Origin of the sequence: Bailinhaonella thermotolerans (genome assembly GCF_003594875.1) — a bacterium.
In the GTDB taxonomy this organism is placed as follows: Bacteria; Actinomycetota; Actinomycetes; order Streptosporangiales; family Streptosporangiaceae; genus Bailinhaonella; species Bailinhaonella thermotolerans.
The window spans coordinates 82048-103235 of the sequence record NZ_QZEY01000021.1 but is presented as its reverse complement, the minus strand read 5'-3'; the positions used below and the strand labels follow the sequence as shown (position 1 = coordinate 103235).

Genomic DNA, 21188 nt, shown 5'->3' with positions numbered 1-21188 from the left:
GGCCGGCCCGCCGTACGCCCCTGACGAACCGCCGGGCGGTCAGGCCGCCGAGCGGGTCCGCTTGGCCGGTCGCGCGGGGCGGGACCGCTTGTGGCCGCCGTTCTTGGCCCCGGGCTTCGCCGTCGCGGCCTTGCCTCCGCCCTCCCGGGTCTCGGCCCCCGCCTGCGGGGACGCGGTCTTCGGAGAGGTGGTCTTCGAGGACGTGGTCTTCGAGGACGTGGTCTTCGAGGACGCGGTCTTCGGAGGCGCGGCCTCGGGGGACGCCGCGGGCGCGGCGTCGCCGGATCCCGTGTTCGGGGCGGCGGCCGTGACCGCCGCGCCCACGGGCTCGGGGACGTCCCGGTCCGCGTCCTCCCGCGCGGTCTCGCCGTCGGAGGACGCTGCCCCGGCGGCCGCGCCGGCCGGGGTCCCGGCGGCGGGGTCGGCCAGGGCGGGGAAGGTCCCGGCGTCGGCGTTGGCCGCGGAGGCCTCGACGTCGGCCAGGACGGGGAACGGGATCAGCGGCTCCGCGGGCCGGGGACGCGGCGCCGGCACGGGCCGGGCCGCCACCTCGGCGGCCGTGGGGCCGGGGCCGGGCAGGCGGCGGGACGCCGCGAGCGTGCGGGCGGCGTTGCGGGCCATCCGGGCCCGGGTCGCCCACAGGATCGCGCCGGGGACCGCGACGGCGGCGGCCACGACCGCGACGGCCGCGGCCGAGCCGGACGTGACCGCGACGATCGCGAGCACGACGGTCACCGGCAGGGTCAGCCAGAAGATGCACAGCAGCAGCCAGCGCGCGCGGGACTCCCGCCAGCGCAGGACGTGCCGGGCGTGCCAGATGGCGTACGGCCGCAGCGACGGCGGCACGCTGATGCCGTGCCGTACGGCGCGCAGCACCGTCCGTCTCTCACGGCCGTCGAGCGGGCGCAGGGCCGACCACCACGACCACACCTCGCGAAGGACTCCGGCGGGGCGTTCGCCGGTGAACATCACGGCGAACAGCGGCGCTCCCAGCATGGGGAAGGTTGCGAACAGGACGGGGACTACTGCTTCGAGCGAGGATCCCGCCGGCATGGGATCAACAGCTCCCTTCTCGATTGGGGGGCAAAATGGTGCAACTAGCGTCTTTTGCCCTCTTAGTGGACACCAAACATGATTTTGTTCGATCTACGGCATCATGGCGACTCCGACGTGGGTCCCGGCCTGGTGGACCTGGCCGTCAACGTGCGAGCGAACACGCCGCCCGCGTGGCTCGCGGACCTGCTCCGGGAGTCGGTGTCCCGGCTCGCCGCGTATCCGGACCCGTCCGCCGCCCGCGCCGCCGTCGCCGCGCGGCACGGGCGCGACCCCGCGGAGGTGCTGCTCACCGCCGGGGCCGCCGAGGCGTTCGTGCTGCTCGCCCGCGTGCTGGCCCCGCGGCGCGCGGTCGTCGTGCACCCCCAGTTCACCGAACCGGAGGCCGCCCTCCGCGCCGCCGGCCACGCCGTCCACCGCGTAATCCTTCCCGGCGACTTCACCCTCCACTCCCCGGATCGCGGGGAGGACGCCCCGGCGCGCGGCGGGCGCGGCGGGAGCGGCCCGGTCCCCGGGGACGCGGACCTGGTGATGATCGGCAACCCCACGAACCCCACCTCCGTCCTGCACCCGGCCGGGGACGTCGCCGGGCTGGCGCGGCCGGGGCGGGTGCTGGTCGTGGACGAGGCGTTCGCGGACTGCGTGCCGGGGGAGCCGGAGTCGCTGGCGTCGCGGCGGGACGTGCCAGGGCTGGTCGTGGTGCGCAGCCTGACCAAGACGTGGGGCCTGGCCGGGCTGCGCGTCGGCTACGTGCTGGCCGAGCCCGGGCTCATCGCGCGGCTTGAGGAGGCCCAGCCGCTGTGGGCGGTCTCCACGCCCGCGCTGGTCGCGGCCGAGGCGTGCGTCTCCGAGCGCGCCCTGGCCGAGACCGAGGCGTGGGCGCGCGGCCTGGCCGCGGACCGGGACCACCTCGTGCACGGGCTCACCTCGCTCGGACTCCACGTAGTCCCCAACTCCCGGGCCTCCTTCGTTTGTGCCCGAATGCCGGGGGCGGATTCGGTACGGCTGGCGCTGCGCGAGCGCGGATACGCCGTCCGCAGGGGCGACACCTTCCCCGGGCTCGGGCCGGACTGGCTGCGCGTCGCCGTACGGGACTTCCAGACCACCGACGGGTTCCTGACCGCTCTCAAGGAGACGCTATGACCCTGCTCGACGACACGCTCGCCGCCATCGCCCCCCTCTCGCCGGGGGCGATGGCGCGGGCGAGGGACCACCAGGACCGGCTGACCAAGCCCAGGGGCGCGCTCGGGGCGCTGGAGGACGTCTCGGTACGGCTCGCGGGCCTGGCCGGGGACTGCCCGCCCCCGCTGCCCGCCCCGGCCGCCCTGGCGATCTTCGCGGCCGACCACGGCGTCCACGCGCAGGGCGTCACCCCCTGGCCCCAGGAGGTGACCGCCCAGATGGTGGCCAACTTCCTCGCGGGCGGCGCGGTCGCCAACTGCTTCGCCGCGCAGGTGGGCGCCTCCGTCACCGTCGTGGACGTGGGCGTGAAGACGCCCCTGCCCGAGGACCCCGCCCTGGTCTCCGAGAAGGTCGCCCCCGGCACCGCCGACATGACGCGGGGCCCCGCGATGACGCCCGAGCAGGCCCGCGCCGCCCTGGAGGCGGGGATCAGGGTCGCCGCGGAGCTCGTCCGCCGGGGGGCGCGCTGCCTCGTCACCGGCGACATGGGCATCGCCAACACCACGGCCTCGGCCGCCCTGATCTGCGCCTTCACCGGGCGCCCCGCCGAGGAGGTCACCGGCAGGGGGACCGGCGTGGACGACGAGACCCACGCCCGCAAGATCGAGGTGGTCTCGCGCGCGCTCGCCCTCCACGGCCTCACGACCGCGCCCCGCGCCGTGCCCGGCTCCCCGGCGGGGGTGGAGCGCGCGCTCGCGACGCTGGCCGCCGTGGGCGGGCTGGAGCACGCCGCCATCGCCGGGTTCGTCCTCGGGGCGGCCGCCCGCCGGGTCCCGGTCATCCTCGACGGCGTGATCGCCGGGGCGGCGGCGCTGGTCGCGGCGGGGCTGTCCCCGGACGCCCTCGGCGCGTGCGTCGCCGGCCACCGGTCCCCCGAGCCCGGGCACGGCGCCGCGCTGGCGCACCTCGGCCTGCGGCCCCTGGTGGACCTGGAACTGCGCCTCGGCGAGGGCACCGGCGGCCTGCTCGCGCACCCGCTCGTCTGCGCCGCCGTACGCGTCCTGCACGAGGTCGCCACCTTCGACTCCGCGGGCGTCGCGGACAAGAACTGACGCCGAAATGCCTATTGCCCACGTGGGCGATAGGTTTACCCCGAGCAAACCACCTGACCACCCCTGACGGGAGAACGCCGTGCTGCCGCCGTACCTCCTTGGACTGCGACTCGAGGGGCGCCGCGTGCTCGTCGTCGGCGGCGGGCGCGTGGCCCAGCGCCGCGTGCCCGCCCTGCTCGACGCCGGCGCGCGCGTCGTGCTCGTGTCGCCCGAGGTGACCCCGGCCCTGGAGGACCTGATCGACGCCGGGCGGGTGACCTGGGAGTGCCGCGCCTACGCCGCGGGGGACTGCGAGGGCGCCTGGCTCGTGCAGGCCTGCTCCGACGACTCCGGGGTGAACGCCGCCGTCGCCGCCGAGGCCGAGGCCGCGCGCGTGTGGTGCGTGCGCGCCGACGACGCGGCCGCCTCCGCCGCCTGGACCCCGGCGAGCGGCCGCGTGGGCGAGGTCGGCGTCGGCGTGCTGGCGGGCGGCGACCCGCGCCGGGCCGCCGGAGTGCGCGACGCCGTGGTCGAGGCGCTGCGCGACGGCACGGTCGACGCCCGGCGCGGCCGCGCCAAGCCGCGGGGCGTGGCCCTGGTCGGCGGGGGGCCGGGCGACCCCGGGCTGATCACCGTGCGCGGGCGGCAGCTCCTCGCCCAGGCCGACGTGGTCGTGGTGGACCGGCTCGCGCCGCGCTCGCTGCTCGACGAGCTGCCGCCGGACGTGGAGCTGGTGGACGCCGCCAAGATCCCCTACGGGCGCTCGCTCACCCAGGAGCGCATCAACGAGGAGCTCGTACGGCACGCCAAGGCCGGCAAGTTCGTCGTGCGGCTCAAGGGCGGCGACCCGTTCGTGTTCGGGCGCGGCGGCGAGGAGCTCCAGGTCTGCGCCGAGCACGGCATCCCCGTCACCATCGTGCCCGGCATCACCAGCGCGATCGCCGTTCCGGGCCTGGCGGGCGTGCCCGTCACCCACCGGGGGGTGACGCAGGAGTTCCACGTCGTCTCGGCGCATATCGCCCCCGGCCGGCCCGGGTCCACGGTTGACTGGGAGGGGCTGGCGCGGTCTCAGGGGACGCTGGTGCTTCTGATGGCGGTTGAGCGGATTGCGGCGATCGCGAGCACATTGTTACGACACGGACGTTCGCCGGAAACTCCCGTAATGGTGGTTCAGGACGGTACTCTTCCCACTCAGCGTGCTCTCCGTGCCACGCTGGCCACCGTCGCAGAGCGCGTGGCCGAGGCGGGGGTACGGCCGCCGGCGATCGTCATCGTCGGAGACGTGGTCAGGGTCGGCCAGGAGATCGAGATGGTTCGAGCGGAGCGGGTTCCGTGAAGTGGACGACCGGGCGATCGGTCAGGAGGACCGCGGGGGCTGAGGACGACACCACTCCCGGATCCCCCGCGCAGGACGAGGAGTCCCCGGCCGAGGACACCATGATCATACCGGCGTACCGGGCCGGCGACGATGACGACGACGCCGACTCGACCGTCGTCATGCCCGCGGTCCGCCTCGACGACGACCCGCCCCAGGCCCCCGGGCCCGGGGACGTGCTGATCGTCAACGCCGCGGGCGACCGCCCCGAGGTCTCCGAGGCCTCGGTCAAGTTCGACGTCTGGGCCGCCGCCCGCCCCGTCGCCACCCCGCGCCCCTACATCCCCGAATACCTCCCCGAGCCGCCCGCGCCCCCGCGCCCCGTCCCGGACCTCGCCGTTCACCGTCCCGAGCCCCCGGCCCCCGGGCCGGCCCGGGCGGCGACGCCCGCGGGCGCGCCGGCGGAGCGTGACGAGGACGCCGTACGGGCACCCCTCGCCGGCCCGGCGCCCCGCGAACCCGAGGGGACGGCCGCCGGCGGCGCCGCCGTGCCCGTCGCCGGGCACGAGCACGACGCGGAGGCGTCCTCGGAGGACGTCCCCGCCGTGGCCGCCACCGGCGTCCTCGCCGCCCCGGTCCGGGAACGGCCCGGCGGCCAGGAGGGCGACCGCGCGGACCAGACCGGGGACGAGGCCGCCGGCCACGCCCCGCAGGAAGCCCCGCACGGCCCGTCCGGCGCCCAGCCGGAGAACGAGGACGCCCCGCTCGCCACGACCGGCACCCCCGCGGGGAACGAGAACGCTCCGCTCGGCGCGAGCGACGTCCTCAAGGGGAGCGAGGACGCCCCGCGTGACGCGGCCGGCATCCTCGTGGGGAGCGAGGACGCTCCGCTCGACGCGGCCGGCGTCTCCGCTGTCAACGAGGACGCCTCGTCCGGCGCGACCGGCATCCCCGTGGGCGGCGAGGACGTCCCGCTCGACGCGGCCGGCGTCTCCGCTGTGCGCGAGGGCGTTTCGTCCGACGCGGCCGACGTGCCCACGGAGAGCGAGGACGCCCCGCACGACGCGGCCGTCGTTCCCGCGGAGGACGAGGGCGTCTCGTCCGGCGCGACCGGCATCCCGGTGGGGAGCGAGGACGCCCCGCACGACCCCGCCGATGTCCTCACGGGTGACGAGGACTCCGGCGCGGCGGAGACCGGCGCGGTGGCGGAGGGCGGGGACACGTCGCCGTCCGCCGCCGGATCCCCGGCTTCCCGTGCGGCGGAGGCGGAGATGGAGCCGGGCGTCGCGGTGGAAGGCGCCGCCGCCGGCGAGCCCGCCGCGATGGCCGACCAGGACGACGAAGCGGCCGGCGCTCTGCCCGGCGACCCCTCCCGCGACGCGGCCGAGCCCGCATCGCGGGATGAGCATGGTGTGGAGACGTCCTCTGAGGACGTCTCCGAGGCGGCCGGTGTCGGCACCGCTGCGGTTCCGGCGGAGGAGTGGTCCGGGGACTCCGGGGGTCCCGGCGCGGACCAGGCCGGGGACGAGGCCGCCGGGCACGCACCGCTCGACGCGACCGACGCACCCACGGGGAGCGAAGGTCCTGCCGCGGCGAAGCCCCGCGCGGTGAGGGGCGCGCCCGCCGCGGCGGAGGACGCCGCCGACGGCGTACCGGGGGAGACCCCCGAGGACCGCGGGCCCGACGCGTCCTTCCGCGACGCGGCCGAGCCCGCGTCGGCGGATGGGCAGGGTGCGGAGGCGTCTCCGGAGGATGTCTCCGAGGCGGCCGGTGTCGGCACCGCCGCGGTTCCGGTGGAGGAGTGGTCCGGGGACTCCGGGGGTCCCGGCGCGGACCAGGCCGGGGACGAGGCCGCCGGGCACGCCCGTGACGACGCCCCGTTCGACGTGACCGAGCTCTCCACATGGAGCGGGGACTCCGGCGTCGCCGGGGCCGGGACGGGCGATGGGCCCGGCGAGGCGGAGGACGCCGCCGACGTGGTGGCGGGCGGACACGAGGCCGGGGGCGTCGCCGTACCCCGCGAGGACGCCGGCCACGAAGACGCCGGCCACGAAGACGCCGGCCACGAAGACGCCGACGGCGCGGACGCGGACGGCGCGGACGGCGAGGATCGGGCGGACGCCGTACCCGGGGACGAGGACGCGGCGGTCGCCGTACCGGAGGACGAGGATGACGGCTCCGCCTCGGCCTTCGAGGACGCCGGGGACGACGACGATTCCGACGCGTGGCTGCACGAGGATGACGAGGGGGAGCCGGAGGACGCCCCGCCGACCGGGCTGGAGTCGGCCCTGTGGGTGCTGCGGGACCGGGTGCGGGCGCTGCGGTTCCCGCTTGACGTGCCCGGGGTGGCGCAGGCGCGGGCGGCCCAGGCGGAACTCGTCGCGCAGCTCGACGACTACGTGCTGCCGCGGGTGCGGCAGGCGACCGCGCCCGCGCTCGTGGTGCTGACCGGCTCCACCGGGGCCGGGAAGTCCACGCTGGTGAACTCGCTGGCCGGGCGCAAGGTGAGCGCGGTCGGCGTGCGCCGGCCCACGACCTCGACGCCGGTGCTGGTGTGCCATCCGGACGACCGGGAATGGTTCGCCGACGGCGGCCTGCTGCCGGACCTGGCGCGGGTCGAGGAGCAGGACGGGCGCGACTCGATCGTGCTCGCCGAGAGCCCCGACCTGCCGCCCGGCGTCGCCCTCCTCGACACGCCCGACATCGACTCGGTCGTCGAGGAGAACCACGCCCTCGCGCGCAAGCTGCTGAGCGCCTCGGACCTGTGGCTCTTCGTCACCACCCCGATGCGTTACGCCGACGCGCCCGCCTGGCGGCTGCTCGGCCTGGCCCGCGAGCGCGGCGCCCGCACGGCGATCGTGCTCTCCCGGCTGCCCGGCGACAACAAGCAGGCCGAGCACGTGATCCGCTCGCACTTCGGCCGCATGCTCGACGAGAACGGCCTGGGCGAGCTGGACCGGTTCGTCGTCCACGAGGTGCGCCCCGTGGACGGGCGGCTGCCCGCCGAGGAGGTCGCCGACCTGCGGGACTGGCTGCGCGAGTTCGCCGCCGACGCCGCGCGGCGCGCCGAGGTCGTGGACGGCACCTTCACCGGCGCGCTCAACAGCTTCCGCCGCCGCGTCCCGGAACTGGCGCGCCACCTGGACGGCCAGGTGGCCCACCGCGCCGAGCTGCGCCGCGACATCGAGGCGGCGTACGGCGCGGCGCTGGGCTGGATCGACGCGTCGATGCGGGACGGGTCGCTGCTGCGCGGCGAGGTCCTGGCCCGCTGGCGCGACTACGCCGCGGGCGGCGACCTCGTGCGCTCCCTGCAGATCCGGCAGTCCCGGAACAAGGCGCGCAAACGCCGTACCCCCGCCAAGACCAGGGCGCTCAAGGCGGCCCTGCGCAGCGCCATCGAGGCCGTAATCCTGGTGGCCGGGCAGCGGGCCGCGCAGGACGCCGTGGAGCGCTGGCGGGCGCGCGTCCCCTCGCTCGCGGAGACGTCCGGCCTGGGCGCGCCGTCCGAGGAGTTCGCCCGCCGTACCGACCGGGCGATCAGCGCCTGGCAGGAGCACCTGCTGGAGCTGATCCGCACCGAGGCGGTGACCAAGCGGAGCGTCGCCAAGCTGGTCACCTTCGACGAGGAGGTGATCGCGCTGGTCTTCACGGTCGGCCTGCTCGGGTACGGTGACGCGGAGGTTCCCGGCGGGCCGGGCGCGAACTCCCTGCCGCAGCGGCTGCTGCGCGGGCTGTTCGGCGCCGAGTCCCTGCGGAGCATCGGCGGGAAGGCCCGGAGCGACCTCCGGGCGCGGATCAGCATGATCTTCGATGAGGAGATGGTGAGGTACGGCCAGGCCCTGGACCGCGCCGGGCTGCCCGACGAGCGGGCGGCGATGCGGCTGTTCCAGGCGATGTACGGCGTGGAGTCCGCCAAGAACGAGGCGGCCCGATGACCACGACCACCCAGGCGCGGGCGGGGCTCGCGGCCCGGCTCGGCGGTCTCCAACGGGCCGTCGAGCACGGCGCGGGCCAGGTCGACCCGGCCGTGCTCCGCGAGGCGTCCGCGCTGCTCGGGCGGGCCGGTGAGCGGCTGACCCGGTCGGCCGACCACACCGTCGTGGCGCTCGCGGGCGGCACCGGCAGCGGCAAGTCCTCGCTGTTCAACGCGCTGTCCGGGCTCGACCTGTCCCCGGTGGGCGTGCGCCGTCCCACGACCGGGCACACGCACGCGTGCGTGTGGGGCGCCGACGAGGCCGCGCCGCTGCTGGACTGGCTGCGGATCCCCTGGCGCTACCGCTTCTCCCGCGCGAGCGCGCTCGACCGGCACGACAGCGGGCTCGGCGGGCTCATCCTGCTCGACCTGCCCGACCACGACTCGGTGCGGGCCATGGCGGACGGCGAGGCCGACCGCATGATCATGGCCGCCGACATGATCGTCTGGGTGCTCGACCCGCAGAAGTACGCCGACGCGTCCGTGCACCGCAGGTACGTCACCGAGCTGGCCGGGCGCGACGCGATCACCGTGTTCGTGCTGAACCAGGCCGACCGCCTCATGCCCGAGGAGGTCGCCGAGTGCGTCGAGGACCTGACCGGGCTGCTGCGCCGCGAGGGCGTCGCCGATCCGCGCGTCCTGGTCACCTCGGCGACCGAGCGGGCCGGGATCGACGGGCTGCGCGCCGTGCTCGCGCAGGCGGTGGCGTCCCGGCAGGCCGCCAACCTGCGCATCGAGGCCGACCTCGACCGGCTGACGCCGCGCCTGGTCCCGTTCGCGCCACAGGACGAGCCGCCGCCGACCACCGTGGACGAGGGCCGCCGCGCCGGGCTCATGGACGCGCTGACCGACGCGGTGGGCGTGCCCGCCGTGGGGGAGGCGCTGGAGAACGGCTACTCCCTGCGCGCCGCGCACTGGGTCGGCTGGCCGTACTCCCGCTGGGCCGCCCGCCTGCGGCGCGACCCGCTGCGCCGCATGCGGCTCGGCGACGTGCGCGAGGAGATCCGCGGGATGCTCGACGAGGTCGGCGCGGCGACGGTCCAGCCGGCCGAGGTGGGCAACGCCCTCGACGCCCTGGCCGACGGCGTGACCGCGGGGATGCCGGGCGAGTGGCGCCGCGCCGTCCGCGAGGCGTCCCGCTCCCGCGCCGCCGAACTGCCCGAGGCGATCTCCGAGGCCGTCGCGTCCTCGCCGACCGGGCTGGACCGGGTGCCGTTCTGGTGGCGGCTGTTCATGGTCTGGCAGTACCTCCTGGTCCTGCTCGTGGTCGTCGGCGTGCTCTGGATCGGCTCCATCGTGGTGTACGGCGTGGCGCGGGCGGGCATCCCGCCCCTCGGCCCGATGGGCGCGGTGTCGCTGCTCCCCTGGCTGGGGCTGGCGGTGGTGTCGTCACTGGGCCTGGGCCTGCTGTCGGCGATCGCGTGCCGCAACCTCATCGTGCTCGGGGCGGGCCGCGAACGCGAGCGCCGCGAGCGCGACATGCGCTCCCGCATCGAGGCCGTGGCCGAGGAGTACATCCTCGCCCCCGTCGAGCGCGAGCTCACCCGCTACCACGACTTCCACGCCGCCCTGGCCCAGGCGCGCGCCCGCTGACCGTCAGGGTCCCGATCCGCGCGGCGGGCGTCCCGGCGCTACGGTACGGCTCACGCCGGCCGCGGCGCCGCGGCGACCGGGGTTTTCCACAGGCGGGGTGATTCGGGGGAGTCGTCTGGAAGGTTGTCCACAGAACGTGGTTCGGGAGCGGGGGGCGGGGGCCGGGCCGGTCACGCTGGGGTGGTCGGGGCGGCGGACGGGCCGCCCGCACCGGATCCAGCGGAGGCAACCATGAGGGAAACGTATACGACCGTGGTGGGCAACGTCGTGGCCGAGCCGCGCGTGTTCGACCTGGGGGACGGCAACTGCGTCCTGTCCGTGCGCCTGGCCTCGACCCCGCGCGTCTACGACCGCTCCGCGCAGACCTGGCGCGACGGCCAGACCCTGTTCCTGACCGTGCGCTGCTGGCGCGCCCTGGCCGCCAACGTCGCCCAGTCCATCAAGATCGGTGATCCGCTGCTGGTGCACGGCAGGCTCGCCGTCCGCGAGTGGGACAGCAACGGCGTCCGCAAGACCTCGGTCGAGGTGGAGGCCAACTCCGTGGGCCACGACCTCAACCGCGGCGTCACCCGCTTCACCAAGTCCATCCGCCGCGCCGCCCCCGACCCCGAGACGGACCGCCGTCTGAAGGACTCCACCGAGGACTGGGCCACGGGCGTCGGCCCGGGCCACGCGTCGCCCGGAGCCGTGCCGGCGGGTTCCGGGCCGGGCCCGGCGCCCGGCGAGACCGCGCCGGGCGGGACAGTGGCGGCCGGGACAGTGGCGGGCGGGATCGCGCCCGCGGACCCGGAGGCCGCCACTCTCTGGGCCCCCGGCGAGGAGGACGAACGGCCCCGGGCCGCCTGACCGGCGGGCGGGGGCCGGTGCGGCGTGGTGCTCGCGCACCGGCCCCTCCACGGGCGGCGGCGATCGCCGGGGCGCGCCGTCGCGCCGTGCCCGCTCAGATCCAGACAACGCCTCGCATGGCGGCGGCTCCCTCCGTCAGCACGGGCGAATGCCCATGTCATCCGCATTGACCACGATATTGCCCCTGCCCCGATTCCCCTCGCGAACGCGCGCCCTCCGCCGCTTTTCGCGCTCCTCGGCCCCCATGGCCGCCCGGGATCCACCATGCCGGCCGATCCCGGCGCCCGGCGGACGGGCCGCCCCGCCGCCGTCCCCGGGCCCTGCCGTACCCCCCCGGGTTGCGCCCCGACCGAGGCCGCGCCGTATCCCCGGGCCGGGAAGGGCCGGGACGGGGCCGCGCCAGGCGGGGGCTCTTGCCGTACGTCCCGGGCCGCGCCGGGACCGGATCGCGCCGTACCTGGGCGGGACCGGATCGGTCCGCCCGGATCGGTCCGCCCCGGATTGGTGCCGCGCCGGATCGGGGGCGTGCCGGGAGGGGCGTACCGGGAGGGGGCCGCGCCATACCCTCGGCCAGGCCACGCCGAGACGGGCCGCGCCGAGACGGGGGCCATCAGCCGGGGCGCGTGCCGTACCTTCCGGGCCGCGCCGGGTACGGAGCCGCGCCGTACCCCCCGGGCGGCGCCGGACCTCCAGCCGGACCGGGACCGGGGCCGCGTCGAGACGGGGCGCGCCAGGCCGGGGCCGCGCCGTACCCGGGCCGGACCGGATCGGGGCCGCGCGTACGGGGGCCGTGTTGGGACGGGACGGGGGTCGTGGGCGACACGCCCGGGATCGCGGGTGGGGGGACCGGGACGGAGGCCGGGGGCGGGGCGGTGTGCGGCGGGGCATCCCGGCGTGTGCGGTGGGAGGGGAGGTGCGGGGGAGGGGGTGATGCCGCCGGGGCGGGTGTGGAGCCGGAAAGGAGGAAAGGTGCGGGCCGAATGTGACGGACAGTAATCACGCTCGCCGTTGCCGGACGTGTGGCGCGGGGCGCGGGGGGTGTGCGAGGGGGGCGTGGGAGTGTTGGGGAGGGAGGGGCGAGAGTGGGGAGAGGCTGGGAGAAGCCGGGGGAGCGGGGGGTCCGGCGGGGGCCGGGAAGGGAAGGTGGCGGGTTTCCTCGCGCAAGGCACGCGCTGCAACTATTGTGTTACACATCGTAAGGAGATGATGCCGCGAACACGGCGGCTCCGGGCAGCCTGGCCGCGGCCGGGCCATCGTTGGGGGATGGATGTCGGCGGTGCGGCAGGCTCCGGCAAACGCCCAGGAACCGGGCAGGCCGAGCAAACGCGGAGCGCACTCGGGGCGCTGGCCGTTGCTCGCCCAGCCGCCCGGGCTCGTCGGATACATGGTGGCGGTGGTGCTCCTGGAGCTCCTCCTGATTCCGGTGTTAGCGCGGACGACCCAGGTGAACGGGCGCGACCTGCTCGTCTTCGCCGCCCTGCTGGCCTGCGGCTCGGTGTGCATCGAGGCGACGCGCCGGCTCGGCATGCCCGCGGGCATCTCCCGCGACCTGCTCTCCGCCTGGTGGCTGCCGGTCGCGCTGCTGCTGCCGCCGGTCTACGCCCTGCTCGCGCCGATCCCGTTGCACATCATGCTGCAACTGCGCGTCCGGGCCACGCTGCTCTACCGGCGTGTCTTCACGACGGCCGCGGTCGGCCTGGCCGGCTGCACGGCCTCGATCGTGTTCCACGAGGCGGTGCCGGACCCCCTGGGCCGTCCCGCGGCGTGGCTGGTCGGCGACCACGGCCTCATGCTGCTGCTCGCCGTCGGGTGCGCGGCGATGTTCGCCGTCGTCAACACCGCGCTCGTCGCGGTGGCCGCGCGCGGCTGCGACCCCGAGGCCCGCTGGCGCGACGTGCTGTGGGACCGCGAGAGCCTGATCCTGGACGTCGTCGAGCTCTGCCTCGGCGTGCTCGTGGCGATCGCCTGCGCGCTCACCCCCGCGCTGCTCCTGCTCGCGCTGCCGCCGGTGGTGCTGCTCCAGCGCAGCCTGCTGCACGCCCAGCTCCAGGCCGCGGCCCGCACCGACGACAAGACGGGCCTGCTCAACGCCGCCGCCTGGCAGCGCGAGGCCGGCACCGAGATCGGCCGGGCCCAGCGCACCCACGAGTCGCTCGCGCTGCTCATCGTGGACATCGACCACTTCAAGCGCGTCAACGACAAGCACGGACACCTCGTCGGCGACCAGGTCCTCGTGGCGGTCGCCTCGACGCTCCGCAGCCAGCTCCGCGAGTACGACGTCATCGGCCGGTTCGGCGGCGAGGAGTTCGTCGTCCTGCTGCCGCACTCCGACCTGGCCGAGGCCAAGCGCGTCGCCGAACGCCTGCGCGTCCGCGTCGCCCGCATGGCCCTGCCCGCCGAGAACGCCATGGTCTCGGTCACGATCTCCATCGGGGTCGCCATCATGCGGATCCACGGCGACGATCTCATCGAGCTCCTCGCCGCCGCCGACCTCGCCCTCTACCGCGCCAAGGCCCTCGGCCGCGACCGCGTCTGCCTCCCGGCGGGCAACCGCCTGCCCGGACACCCCGCCGGAGCCGCCCCGGCCCACTCCGGCGGGGCCGCCCCCGCCCAGGCCCCCGCCCACTCGGCCGGCGCCGCGCCCGCCCACTCCGGCGGGCCCCCGTCGGCCCACTCCGGCGCGGCCCCGCCGTCCCCCCACTCCAACGGCACGGGCCCGGCGCACCCCAACGGGACGGGCCCCGCCCATCCCGCCGGGATCACCCCCGCCCATCCCAACGGGACCGCCCCCGTGCGTCCCGCCGGACCCGCGGCCGTCCACCCCCATGGGGCCGCCCCCGCCCACCCTTCACACGGGGACGGCCCCCCGCCGCCCGACTCGCCGCGCCCCGTGGACCAGGGAGACCCCTAGACCCTCACGTCACGGGACGCCTCCTCCGGCCGCCCCTCGCCGGTGCGAGGCCAGGGCGCGCCGGCGAGGAGCCCGTACGGCGGCGCCTCCGCCATGTCCGGGCGCCTGAGGCCGTACGCGGCCGGAGCCCTGCCGGGCGGACGCCTTCGTCAGAACCTCCAGATGGTCTTCCACCTGCCGTCGCCGTTGTGGAACTGGTATCCCCCGGAGTAGGGCATGTGGGTCTTCAGCCAGGTGCCGTTCGAGCAGGAGGCGACGCTGTACTCACCCTTCTTGGACACCGACTTCCCGTACGCCAGGAAGTTGGGGATCCCCGGAGCGCCGAAGACGATGGGGCCGCACAGCGCGATCGCCCGCAGCCGCGGCTTGGCGCAGCTCTTCGACTTGATGTAGAGAGCGATCTTCTTGTTGTTCTCGGGGTAGACCTTCTCGCTCCAGCAGCCGCCGCCGGGCCCGGGGTCGGGGGCGGCGGAGGCCGCGCCCGCCGTCGCGACCCCGAACGGCAGCGCGAACGCCGCCGCGACGATGGCCCCCGCCGCCATCTTCAATCTCACGATGCTCCTCCTGAGGATTCGCCGTTGATCAAGTGAGGGCGACGCTAGGGACCCCGCGTTGGCCCCGTGTTGGCTCCCCGTTGGCCCCACCGCCGGGGCGCCGGGATACCGGGGAGCCGAAGCCGGGGAGCCGAAGCCGGGGAGCCGGGCGCGGACGCCGTACGGCCGGATCGGCGGCTGCCGCCGGGGAGCCGCCGGAGCCGCAGGGGAGCCGCCGGCGGCCCGGGGCTCGCGCGGATCCCGTTCCCCGGGCGGGCGCCCGTCCGGCCGCCGTTCCCGGGGCGGGCCCGCACCGCGCCGCGGCCCTCCCCGGGGGGAGGAGCGGGCGGCAGCCGTACGAAAGGAGCCGCCGGGGGAGACCATCGGGGGAGGGATCCGGCGCGCGGGCGCCGATGGGATCGGGCTCGGGCGGGGCGGCACTAGGCTTAGAGGTATGGCGGAGTACATCTACACCCTGCGCAACGTGCGCAAGGCTCACGGCGACAAGGTCATCCTCGACGACGTCACCTTGTCGTTCCTGCCCGGAGCCAAGATCGGCGTGCTCGGGCCCAACGGCACCGGGAAGTCCACGCTGCTGCGGATGATGGCGGGCCTTGAGCAGGTCTCCAACGGCGAGGCCAAGCTGATGCCCGGGTTCACCGTGGGCATGCTGCAGCAGGAGCCTCCGCTCAACGAGTCCAAGACCGTGCTCGGGAACGTCGAGGAGGGCGTGGCCGAGACCAAGGCCATGCTCGACCGGTTCAACGAGATCGCCGAGCAGATGGCCACCGACTACAGCGACGAGCTGCTGGAGGAGATGGGCAAGCTCCAGGAGCAGCTCGACCACCGCAACGCCTGGGACCTCGACAGCCAGCTCGAGCAGGCCATGGACGCGCTCCGCTGCCCGCCGCCGGACGCCGACGTGACCAAGCTCTCCGGTGGCGAGCGGCGCCGCGTGGCGCTGTGCAAGCTCCTGCTGGAGAAGCCCGACCTGCTCCTCCTCGACGAGCCCACCAACCACCTCGACGCCGAGAGCGTGCTGTGGCTGGAGCAGCACCTGGAGAAGTACGAGGGCACCGTCCTGGCCGTCACCCACGACCGGTACTTCCTGGACAACGTCGCCAACTGGATCCTGGAGCTCGACCGCGGCCGCGCCTACCCCTACGAGGGCAACTACTCCACCTACCTGGAGGCCAAGGCCGCGCGCCTCAAGGTCGAGGGCCAGAAGGACGCCAAGCGCAAGAAGCGCCTGGAGTCCGAGCTGGAGTGGGTCCGGTCCAACCCCAAGGCCCGCCAGACCAAGAGCCGCGCCCGTCTCCAGCGCTACGAGGAGATGGCCGCCGAGGCGGACAAGTATCGCAAGCTGGACTTCGAGGAGATCCAGATCCCGCCGGGCCCGCGCCTGGGCACCACGGTGATCCGCGCCAACGGCCTGACCAAGGGCTTCGGCGACCGGCTGCTGATGGAGAACCTCTCCTTCGACCTGCCCCGCAACGGCATCGTCGGCATCATCGGCCCCAACGGCGTCGGCAAGACGACCATGTTCCGCATGATCACCGGCAACGACACCCCGGACTCCGGCGAGATCGTCATCGGTGACACCGTCCAGATCTCGTACGTCGACCAGAACCGCTCCGGCATCGACCCGGCGAAGAACGTCTGGGAGGTCGTCTCCGACGGGCTCGACCACATCAAGGTCGGCCACGTCGAGATGCCCAGCCGCGCCTACATCGCCGCGTTCGGCTTCAAGGGCCCCGACCAGCAGAAGCCCGCGGGCGTGCTGTCCGGCGGCGAGCGCAACCGCCTCAACCTGGCGATGACGCTCAAGCAGGGCGGCAACGTCCTGCTGCTGGACGAGCCCACGAACGACCTCGACACCGAGACCCTGTCCAGCCTGGAGAACGCGCTGCTCGACTTCCCGGGCTGCGCCGTGATCACCTCGCACGACCGGTGGTTCCTCGACCGCGTCGCCACGCACATCCTCGCGTGGGAAGAGGGCTCGAACTGGTTCTGGTTCGAGGGCAACTTCGCCGACTACGAGAAGAACAAGGTCGAGCGGCTGGGGGTCGAGGCGGCGCGGCCGCACCGGGTCACCTACCGCAAGCTCACCCGTGACTGACCCCTCCGGCATACGCCACGTATTCCAGCGGCCGGTCCGGTTCGCCGACATCGACGCGTTCCACCACGTCAACAACGTGCGCTTCCTGGACTACCTGGAGGACGCCCGGCTGGCGATGTTCCACGTGGAGCCGCACCATGACGGCGAACGCGGCGTGCACGGGCTCGTCGTCGCCCGGCACGAGATCGAGTACCGCCGGCCGCTGGAATTCCGCCACGACCCCGTGCGCGTGGAGTCGTGGGTGACCGAGGTGCGCCCGGTCCGCTTCACCCTCGCCCACGAGGTCCGGGACGACGAGCACGTCTACCTGTCGGCCCGCTCGGTGATGGTCGCCTACGACCTGGAGAACACCCGCCCCCGCCGCCTCACCGACGACGAGCGCGAGTACCTCTCCCGCTTCCACATCCCCGCCTGACCTCCTTCGCGTACGGCTCGCGCGGCTCCCGTACGGCGGCGCCGCGCGAGCCGTACGCGAGCCGGGACGTGGCGCGCGGTGGCGACGGGAAGGCGGACACGTCGGGCGCTATTCGCATCTGCCGTTAAACTGCCGGAAACCGGGGGCGTGGGCGTCGTGTGTGACGCATGATGGGACCGCGCCCCGACCACGGGAGGCCAGGTGCTCGTTTCGCTTGGCTGGGCGGCCGCGGGATTCGTGCTCACCGTCGTGGCGGCCGACCAGTTGCTGCTGGCCGCCGGGCGGCTGTCGGCCCGGCTGCGCCACCTGACCGCCGTCGCCGTCGGGCTCGCGGCGGCGCTGCCCGAGCTCATCGTGACCGGCGACGCGGTGGCCGCGGACGCCCCGCAGATCGCCGCGGGCACCCTGGTCGGCGCGAACGTGCTCAACCTCACGCTCGTCCTCGGCGTCGCCGGCCTGGTCCGCCCCGTCATCCTGCGTACCCCCCAGCCCCGCCGCCAGGCCCCGCTCTCCGCCGCCGCGGTGATCCTGTTCGGGCTGCTGCTGTTCGGCGGCCTCACCGTGGTGGACGGCCTGGTCCTGGCCGGGGCCGCCGCCGTGGCGGCCCTCCTGCTCGCCCGCTTCGTCGGCGCCGCCCGCCTGCGTGACCCGGGCTCCCCGCGCACCGAGGCCGTACGGCTGGCGCTCGGCCTGGCCGGCACCGTCGCCGGGGTGCACCTGCTCGTGTCCGGGGGCATGGACCTGGCCACCCACCTGGACGTCTCCCCGACCGTGCTCGGCTTCACGCTCGTGGCGCTGGGCACCTCGCTGCCCGACCTGCTGGCCGTCGTGCGCGCCCAGCGCCGCCGCGAACCCGACCTGGTCGTCGGCTCCCTCCTGGGCGCCAACCTGTTCGGCAGCCTGCTCGGCGGCGCCCTGCTCGCCCTCGGCTCCGACGCCCGCGAGGTCGCCGTACGGCTCAGCATGATCGACGCTCTCGAACGCACCGGCTTCAGCCCCGTCGTCGTCGCCCTCATGGCCGGCACCAGCCTCCTCGCCTGGCTGGTCCTGGCCCGCGACCTCCGCCTGAGCCGCCCCGAAAGCGTCCTCCTGGCCTGCGCCTACCTGGTGGCCCTCCCCCTCCTCGGCTGATTCGCCCCCGGGCCCGTCAGTACCTGACGAGCCCCCGCGGTCCCTCTCCTTCGGAGACGAGGGCGGGGTCGGCGGTGACGCCGGTGACCCGCATCGCCAGGGCGACGGCGAGCTCGGCGTCGGCGTCGGGCCCGTCCTCGCCGTCGCCGGTGAGCAGCCCCACGGCCCGGAGGTCCGCGAGGAACGGCTCGGCGCCCTCCTCGTCCTCCAGCGAATCACTCGGGAGGGCCGGATCGAGGCGGAACACCTCGTGACCATCCGCCCAGTGGACGAACTCCTGGTCGTGGTTGACGTTGCGGAACACCCCCGCGCTCACCGTCCCGGCCGACAGCGGCCTCTGCAACCTCTCGATGATGACCGAGAAGCCGTTCCACTCGATCAGGACCGTGCCGCCCTCGGCCCGCTCGGCCCTGATCAGGCCGTAGGCGACATCACCCGCCTCCATGTCGTCGTCGACCGGCTCGGCCCCGAGCCGCCGCAATGCCTCCTCGGGCGTGAGCCCCCGCACGAAGACGACACAGCACGGGTCATCCAACCAGGAAGCGCTCATGGGATCTCCATCGTCAAAGGCCCCCGGCCCGGGGGGCGAGTCCCTGCGCATCCTGTCAGGCGTCCCCGACAATCCGCGGGGCGGGATCAGCGGGAGCCCGCCCCCCGGATCGCCGAAGCCGCACGGGAGGAGGGGGACGGCCGGGGCCGCCGGGCCGGCCCGCTCCGGGGCGAGGCCATCCGGTCAGGGGCTGCCAGGGCGGGAGAGGGCGGTGGCGAGGTCGCCGGTGGCGAGCCAGGCGGCGGTGTCCGGGGGCAGGGTGGCGGCGGGAACGGGGGCGCTGGTCAGGACGGGGGCGCCGGGCGGGAGGGGGGCCGGATGCGAGCCGTAGTTGACGGCGCAGGTCAGGTCGCCGCGGGTGAAGGCGAGGAGGTCCTCGTCGCCCGTGTCGAGCCACCGGATCCCGTCCGGGAGACGGTCGCGGAAGGCGCGGCGCAGGGCCAGGGCGCGACGGTAGAACGAGAGCGTCGAACCGGGATCGGTGGCCTGCGCCTCGGCGGTGAGCGCGGACCAGGCCGCGGGCTGCGGCAGCCAGGGGGCCACGCCCGCGGGTGAGAAGCCGAACGGGGGCTCGGCGCCGGACCAGGGGAGGGGCACCCGGCACCCGTCGCGCCCGGCCAGCTCGCCCTTCGACCGCTCGAAGATGGGGTCCTGCCGGGCCTCAGGGGGAAGATCCTTCACCTCGGGGAGGCCGAGTTCCTCCCCTTGGTAGAGGTATGCCGAACCGGGGAGGGACAACATCGCCAGGAGCGCCGCGCGGGCGCGGGCGGCGTTGCCGTACCGGCTCAGGTGCCGCACGACGTCGTGGTTGGACAGCACCCAGGTCGGCGAGGGCACCTCGTCCAGGGTCTCGGTGATGATCCGGCGGGACGCCTCGGCCGACCAGGGCGCCTCCAGCCAGCGGAAGTTGAACGTCTGGTGCAGCTCGTCGGGCCGGACGTAGCGGGCGAGGTCCTCGGCGCTGTCCGTCCACACCTCGCCGACGGCCACCCGGTCCCCCTCGTAGGAGTCCAGGACGCGCCGCCAGTCGCGGTAGACGCCGTGGGTCTCCGGCTGCCCCCAGAACGGCAGGCCGGAGTGCCGCGACATCAGCGCCGGGTCGCCGACCGAGGGCAGGCCCTGCCGTTTGTACAGCCCCATCGCCACGTCGATGCGGAACCCGTCCACGCCCCGGTCCAGCCAGAACCGCAGCACCTGGGCGAACTCCTCGTGCACCTCGGGGTTGCGCCAGTTGAAGTCGGGCTGCTCGGGCGCGAACAGGTGGAGGTACCACTCCCCGTCGGGCGAGCGGGACCAGGCCGGGCCGCCGAAGACCGACCGCCAGTCGTTGGGCGGCTCGGGCGAGCCCGGCCGGAAGATGTACCTCTCGCGTTCCGGGCTCCCCGGCCCCGCTGCCAGCGCCTGCTTGAACCAGGGGTGCTCACTGGAGCTGTGGTTGGGCACGACGTCCACGATCACCCGCAGCCCCAGCCGGTGCGCCTCGGCGACCAGGGCGTCGAAGTCCCGCAGGTCCCCGAACAGCGGATCGACGTCGCGGTAGTCCGCCACGTCGTATCCGCCGTCGGCCATCGGCGACCGGTAGAACGGCGTCAGCCAGACCGCGTCCACGCCGAGGTCGGCGAGGTACGGCAATCGTGCGCGGATTCCGGGCAGGTCGCCCACGCCGTCGCCGTTCCCGTCGGCGAAGCTGCGGACGTAGATCTCGTAGACGACGGCGTCGCGCCACCAGGGCACCGCGGATACCTCCTACCGGGCGGGTGCGTTGACCATGCTGTGCGCCGCGTAGACCAGGTAGTCCCAGAGCCGGTTCTCCAGCTCGTCGGGCAGGCTCAACTCGTCCACCGCGTCGCGCATGTGCTTGAGCCAGGCGTCGCGCTCGGCGTCCCCGATCACGAACGGCGCGTGCCGCATGCGCAATCGCGGGTGCCCGCGTTCCTGGCTGTACGTGCCGGGACCTCCCCAGTACTGGATCAAGAACAGGCGCAGCCGCTCCTCGGCGCCCGCCAGATCGTCCTCCGGATACATCGGGCGCAACAGCGGGTCCTCCGCCACGCCTTCATAGAACCGGTGGACCAGCCGGCGGAAGGTCTCTTCCCCGCCGACCGCTTCGTAGAAGGTCATCTCAGCCACATTCCCAGCCTATGCCGTCCCACCCGGCACGCCCTCCCCGGCGACCGCGCCCCTCCCGCCCCCGTACGGCCCCGCCGGGCCCGCGCGGGCCGTACGCCCAGGCAGCGGCCCACCTCGCCGCGCACCGGCCGCCAGGATCGCCGCAGGAGGAAGTACTCCCGGGGAAGAGAAGGCCTCCCCCCGGGATGAAAAAGCACGGCCGTGGCGCGGGCCACCGGCCGTGCGGGCGGTGCGGAGGGCGGTGCGGAGGGGCGGTGCGGAGGGCGGTGCGGAGGGACGCGGGAGCCGTACGCCGGGGGCCGGCGGGTCAGGCGCGCGGGGCGGTCCTCACGGGATGGGCGGGGGCGGGGTGTCCCTGGTGGCCGGCCTCTCCTGGTCGGCGGGCCGGGACCCGTCGCCGGGGGAC

General features: G+C 75.2%; 15 protein-coding genes. 10 read left to right on the top strand and 5 right to left on the bottom strand.

Features of this window, described 5'->3' with window-relative positions; all coding sequences use genetic code 11:
* Window positions 1-39: 39 nt before the first annotated feature.
* Window positions 40-1053, bottom strand: coding sequence for a hypothetical protein (locus D5H75_RS34965; protein ID WP_147425384.1), 1014 nt, complete (start codon window positions 1051-1053; stop codon window positions 40-42).
* Between the two features lie 78 nt (window positions 1054-1131).
* Between D5H75_RS34965 and cobC the strand changes: the two genes are divergently transcribed.
* From cobC to D5H75_RS44375, 7 genes are all read left to right on the top strand, one after another.
* Window positions 1132-2196: an Rv2231c family histidinol phosphate aminotransferase CobC gene (gene cobC, locus D5H75_RS34960; protein WP_202638799.1), complete on the top strand. Its 1065-nt coding sequence runs from the start codon at window positions 1132-1134 to the stop codon at window positions 2194-2196.
* The gene (gene cobT / locus D5H75_RS34955; protein ID WP_119930877.1) at window positions 2193-3287 is read left to right on the top strand and encodes a nicotinate-nucleotide--dimethylbenzimidazole phosphoribosyltransferase; all 1095 of its coding nucleotides are present in this window, start codon (window positions 2193-2195) and stop codon (window positions 3285-3287) included. The genes cobC and cobT overlap by 4 nt, the downstream gene beginning before the upstream one ends.
* Before the next feature lie 82 nt (window positions 3288-3369).
* Window positions 3370-4602, top strand: a complete 1233-nt coding sequence (cobA, locus tag D5H75_RS34950) for a uroporphyrinogen-III C-methyltransferase (protein WP_119930929.1) — start codon at window positions 3370-3372, stop codon at window positions 4600-4602.
* On the top strand, window positions 4599-8516 hold the full coding sequence (locus D5H75_RS42240) for a GTPase (RefSeq protein ID WP_242454690.1): 3918 nt from the start codon (window positions 4599-4601) through the stop codon (window positions 8514-8516). Before cobA ends, D5H75_RS42240 begins: the two co-directional genes overlap by 4 nt.
* Window positions 8513-10147 carry a GTPase gene (locus tag D5H75_RS34940; RefSeq protein WP_119930876.1) on the top strand — a complete coding sequence of 545 codons (1635 nt, stop codon included), beginning with the start codon at window positions 8513-8515 and terminating at the stop codon, window positions 10145-10147. The genes D5H75_RS42240 and D5H75_RS34940 overlap by 4 nt, the downstream gene beginning before the upstream one ends.
* A gap of 231 nt (window positions 10148-10378) precedes the next feature.
* Window positions 10379-10993 (top strand): single-stranded DNA-binding protein, encoded by a 615-nt coding sequence (locus tag D5H75_RS42235; protein ID WP_202638798.1) that lies wholly within the window; start codon window positions 10379-10381, stop codon window positions 10991-10993.
* A 1276-nt stretch (window positions 10994-12269) separates the two neighbouring features.
* Window positions 12270-13904 (top strand): sensor domain-containing diguanylate cyclase, encoded by a 1635-nt coding sequence (locus D5H75_RS44375; RefSeq protein WP_277949995.1) that lies wholly within the window; start codon window positions 12270-12272, stop codon window positions 13902-13904.
* A gap of 149 nt (window positions 13905-14053) precedes the next feature.
* On the opposite strand, the gene D5H75_RS34925 is transcribed toward D5H75_RS44375, so the two are convergent.
* Entirely contained in the window at window positions 14054-14458 is a 405-nt protein-coding gene (locus tag D5H75_RS34925; RefSeq protein WP_147425383.1) for a hypothetical protein, read from the bottom strand.
* A gap of 433 nt (window positions 14459-14891) precedes the next feature.
* Here D5H75_RS34925 and ettA point away from each other — a divergent pair, with 433 nt between their 5' ends.
* The 3 genes from ettA (at window position 14892) to D5H75_RS34910 (ending at window position 18102) form a co-directional block, all read left to right on the top strand.
* Window positions 14892-16556, top strand: coding sequence for an energy-dependent translational throttle protein EttA (ettA, locus tag D5H75_RS34920; RefSeq protein ID WP_119930874.1), 1665 nt, complete (start codon window positions 14892-14894; stop codon window positions 16554-16556).
* Window positions 16549-16971, top strand: coding sequence for an acyl-CoA thioesterase (locus D5H75_RS34915; protein WP_119930873.1), 423 nt, complete (start codon window positions 16549-16551; stop codon window positions 16969-16971). The genes ettA and D5H75_RS34915 overlap by 8 nt, the downstream gene beginning before the upstream one ends.
* Before the next feature lie 201 nt (window positions 16972-17172).
* Entirely contained in the window at window positions 17173-18102 is a 930-nt protein-coding gene (locus D5H75_RS34910) for a sodium:calcium antiporter (RefSeq protein WP_119930872.1), read from the top strand.
* 16 nt (window positions 18103-18118) lie between these two features.
* Here the strand turns inward: D5H75_RS34910 and D5H75_RS34905 are convergent, their stop codons facing one another.
* The 3 genes from D5H75_RS34905 to D5H75_RS34895 form a co-directional block, all read right to left on the bottom strand.
* The gene (locus D5H75_RS34905; RefSeq protein ID WP_147425382.1) at window positions 18119-18652 is read right to left on the bottom strand and encodes a DUF6461 domain-containing protein; all 534 of its coding nucleotides are present in this window, start codon (window positions 18650-18652) and stop codon (window positions 18119-18121) included.
* A 183-nt stretch (window positions 18653-18835) separates the two neighbouring features.
* Complete coding sequence (locus D5H75_RS34900; protein ID WP_119930870.1) at window positions 18836-20386, bottom strand: glycoside hydrolase family 13 protein; 1551 nt, start codon at window positions 20384-20386, stop codon at window positions 18836-18838.
* 12 nt (window positions 20387-20398) lie between these two features.
* Window positions 20399-20773: a globin gene (locus tag D5H75_RS34895; RefSeq protein ID WP_119930869.1), complete on the bottom strand. Its 375-nt coding sequence runs from the start codon at window positions 20771-20773 to the stop codon at window positions 20399-20401.
* Window positions 20774-21188: the final 415 nt, after the last annotated feature.